At 73.9% G+C, this 3,893-nt stretch carries 1 protein-coding gene; it reads left to right on the top strand.

Features of this window, described 5'->3' with window-relative positions; genetic code table 11:
- Positions 1-159: 159 nt before the first annotated feature.
- The coding region (locus ACFWJB_RS35270) for a type I polyketide synthase (RefSeq protein ID WP_386927394.1) at positions 160-3,893 on the top strand (3,734 nt) is incomplete at its 3' end.

The raw sequence follows: 3,893 nt of genomic DNA, 5'->3' as shown, positions 1-3,893 counted from the left end.
GTGATGCGGCGGCGGTTGCCCAGGTCCCCCCCTGCCCGCGTTTGGGGGGCCCCCGCGGGGGTGCGGGACCCCCCCCGCCCCGCGAGGGGCGGGGCGCCCGTCCGCCCTCCGCCGCCCGCCGCAACGGCCGTTGTCCGGCTGCCCTTCTCCTGGAGCGGTGTGTCGGTGTACGCGACCGGCGCCGCCGAGTTGCGCGTACGCCTCACCCCTGGCGGAGCCGACGGCTCGGACCTGACCATGGAGGTGACGGACCGGACCGGTGCACCGGTGGCCGCGGTGCGTTCACTGGTGACGCGTCCCGTCTCCGCCGAGCAGATCAGCGCCGCGGGCGGCCTGCTGCACCAGTCGATGTTCCGGCTGGGCTGGAGCCGTGTGCCCGGTGCCGACGCGCTCACGGGGCATGCCGGGGCCGCGCCGGCCCTGTTGAACGGCGCCGGACTCGCGTCCCGGGACGCCTGGACGGAGGAAGCGCTCGACCGGACCTCGTTCCATGAGGACCTCGACGCGCTGCGCGCGACGCTCGACGAGGGCGCGGCGGTGCCCCCGCTGGTCGCCTGCCTGCTGGCGCCCGCGCCCGGTGTGAACGCCGACGAGGTGCGGCACGCCGTGCACCGGGTCCTGCACCTGATCCAGGGCTGGCTGGAGGAGGAGCGACTGGCCGACTCGAGGCTGCTGATCGCCACCCGTGGCGCGGTGACGGACGAGGACGCCGACGCCGTCGCGGACCTCGCTGCGGCCGCCGTATGGGGTCTGGTGCGGACCGCGCAGACCGAGCACCCCGGCCGCTTCGTCCTCGTCGACCTGGAATCCGGTACGGCCGCCGCCGGGTCGGCGCCGCCGCCGGAGCTGACCGCCGATGACCTGTCGCTCCTGTCCGCCGCCGCGTCCTGCGGCGAGCCACAGGTGAAGGCCCGCGACGGGAGCCTGCTGGCCGCACGCCTGGACCGGGTACGGACCACCGCGACGGAGCCGGAGCCGTCGGCGACCTGGGACCCGCAGGGCACGGTCCTGGTGACGGGCGCCGCCGGCAGCCTGGGCAGACTGGTCACGCGCCATCTCGTCACGGCGTCCGGCGTCCGGCACCTGGTGCTGGTGAGCCGCCGGGGCGCGGAAGCCGACGGTGCTCACGCACTGACCGCGGAGCTGTCGGCCGCCGGCGCCTCCGTGACCTGGGCGGCCTGTGACGTGGCGGAGCGGGAGGAACTCGCGGCGGTCCTGGCGGCGATTCCGGCCGACCGTCCGCTGCGGGCGGTGGTGCATGCCGCCGGCGTGCTCGACGACGGCGTCCTCGACTCGCTCACCCCGCAACGCGTGGACGCGGTGCTGCGGCCGAAGGTGACCGCGGCGGTCAACCTCCATGAGCTGACCGCGGAGCTCGACCTGTCGGCGTTCGTGATGTTCTCCTCGGCAGCGGGCACCTTCGGCACGGCGGGCCAGGCCAACTACGCCGCCGCCAACGCGTTCCTCGACGCTCTGGCAAGGCGTCGGCGCGCCGACGGCCTGCCCGCCCTCTCCCTCGCCTGGGGCCTGTGGGACACGGACGGCGGGATGGCCGGTGACCTGGCCGGTGCCGACCTGCGCCGCATCGCCCACTCCGGTGTGCGGGGGCTGTCCCCCGAAGAGGGTCTGGCGCTGTTCGACACCGCCTGCGCGGCGGACACGCCCGTGCTGGTCCCCCTGCGCCTGGACCCGGTGCAGGCCTCCCGCGGTGGGGAGGTGCCGCACGTACTGCGCGACCTGGTGCGGTTCACGAACCACCGCTCCGCCGGCACAGCCCGGGACGGCAGCTCGTCGCAACTGCGCGAACAGCTCACCGGCTCCTCGGCCGCCGACGGCGAACGGCTCGTGCTGGGCCTCGTACGCCGGAACGTGGCAGCGGTCCTGGGACACGCGGAGGCGGAGGCCGTTGAGCCGGCACGTGCCTTCCAGGACTTCGGCTTCGACTCCCTGACGGCCGTGGAACTGCGCAACCGGCTCACCACGGCCACGGGCCTGCGCCTGCCCGCTTCCCTGGTCTTCGACTACCCGACCCCCGCCGCCCTGGCCCGGCACCTCCACGAGGAGCTCACCGGCCTGGCGGACCCGGCCCGCTCCACCGGCCACGACCTCCCCGTCGGCGCCGCCGGCGTGCACGGTTCCTCCGGCGGAAGCGGCGAGGACGACGATCCGGTGGTCATCATCTCCATGGGCTGCCGCTTCCCGGGCGGCGTCGGCACCCCCGAGGAACTGTGGCGCCTGCTCGCCGAGGGCGAGGACGCCATCTCCGGCTTCCCCGAGGGCCGTGGCTGGGACGCGGAAGGACTGTACGACGCCGACGCGGACACGGACGGCAAGAGCTACGTCCGCGAGGGCGGCTTCCTGCACGCGGCCGGCGACTTCGACCCCGCGTTCTTCGGCATCTCGCCGCGTGAAGCGCTGGCCATGGACCCGCAGCAGCGACTGCTGCTGGAGACCAGCTGGGAGACCCTCGAACGGGCCGGCATCGACCCCGCTCTCCTGCGGGGCAGTGCCACCGGCGTCTTCGCGGGCCTCATGTACCACGACTACGGCTCCCAGTTGCAGAGCATCCCCGAGGGCGCCGAGGGCTACCTCGCTACGGGCGGATCCGGCAGCATCGCTTCCGGCCGCATCTCCTACACCTTCGGCTTCGAAGGCCCCGCCGTGACGATCGACACGGCGTGCTCGTCGTCGCTCGTGGCCCTGCATCTCGCGGCCCAGTCGCTGCGCCAGGGTGAGTGCACCCTGGCGCTGGCGGGCGGTGTCACCGTGATGGCGACCCCCGCCACCTTCGTGGAGTTCAGCCGCCAGCGCGGTCTGGCCACGAACGGTCGGTGCAAGCCGTTCGCGGCGGGCGCGGACGGTACCGGCTGGGGTGAGGGCGTGGGCATGCTCCTGCTGGAGCGGTTGTCCGACGCCCAACGCAACGGACACCAGGTGCTGGCCGTCGTCCGGGGTTCTGCCGTGAACCAGGACGGTGCGAGCAATGGTCTGACGGCGCCGAACGGTCCGTCGCAGCAGCGGGTGATCAGGGCCGCGCTGGCGAACGCCCGGGTTCCGGCGGCTGAGGTCGACGTGGTGGAGGCGCACGGTACGGGCACGAAGCTGGGCGACCCGATCGAGGCGCAGGCCCTGCTGGCGACGTACGGCCAGGACCGTCCCGAGGGCCGGCCGTTGTGGCTCGGCTCGATCAAGTCGAACATCGGGCACACCCAGGCCGCGGCCGGTGTCGCGGGCATCATGAAGATGGTGCTGGCGATGCGGCACGGGCTGCTGCCACAGACGCTGCACGTCGACGAGCCCACCCCGCACGTCGACTGGACGGCCGGAGCGGTCGAACTGCTCACCGACGCCACACCGTGGCCCGAGACCGGCCGACCGCGCCGGGCGGCAGTGTCGTCCTTCGGACTCAGCGGCACCAACGCCCACATCATCCTCGAACAGGCTCCGGCTCCCACCGCGGACGAGAAGCCGACGGCGGTCGTCGAGCCGCCGGTGGTGCTGCCGTGGGTGGTGTCGGCGAAGTCCGAGGCCGCCCTGCGGGCGCAGGCCGGACGTCTGGCCGAGTATGTGGGTGAGCGCGCGGACCTGTCGCCGGTGGATGTCGGGTTGTCGTTGGTGACGACGCGGTCGGTGTTCGAGCATCGGGCCGTGGTCCTGGACGGTGCGAAGGGCCTCGGGGCGCTGGCCGAGGGCCGTGAGACTGCCGGCGTGGTCCGCGGGCGGGCCGGCGGCTCGGACGGCCGTGCGGTGTTCGTGTTCCCGGGGCAGGGGTCGCAGTGGGCCGGTATGGCGGCCGAACTGCTGGAGTCCTCGCCCGTCTTCGCGGAGCGGATGGCCGAGTGCGCGATGGCCCTCGACCCGTTCGTGGACTGGTCGCTGACCGATGTCCTTCG

This window comes from Streptomyces sp. NPDC127100, assembly GCF_042724095.1.
In the GTDB taxonomy this organism is placed as follows: domain Bacteria; phylum Actinomycetota; class Actinomycetes; order Streptomycetales; family Streptomycetaceae; genus Streptomyces.
Note: the sequence above shows the minus strand (reverse complement) of the source record. Positions and strands in the feature narration are given on the sequence as shown.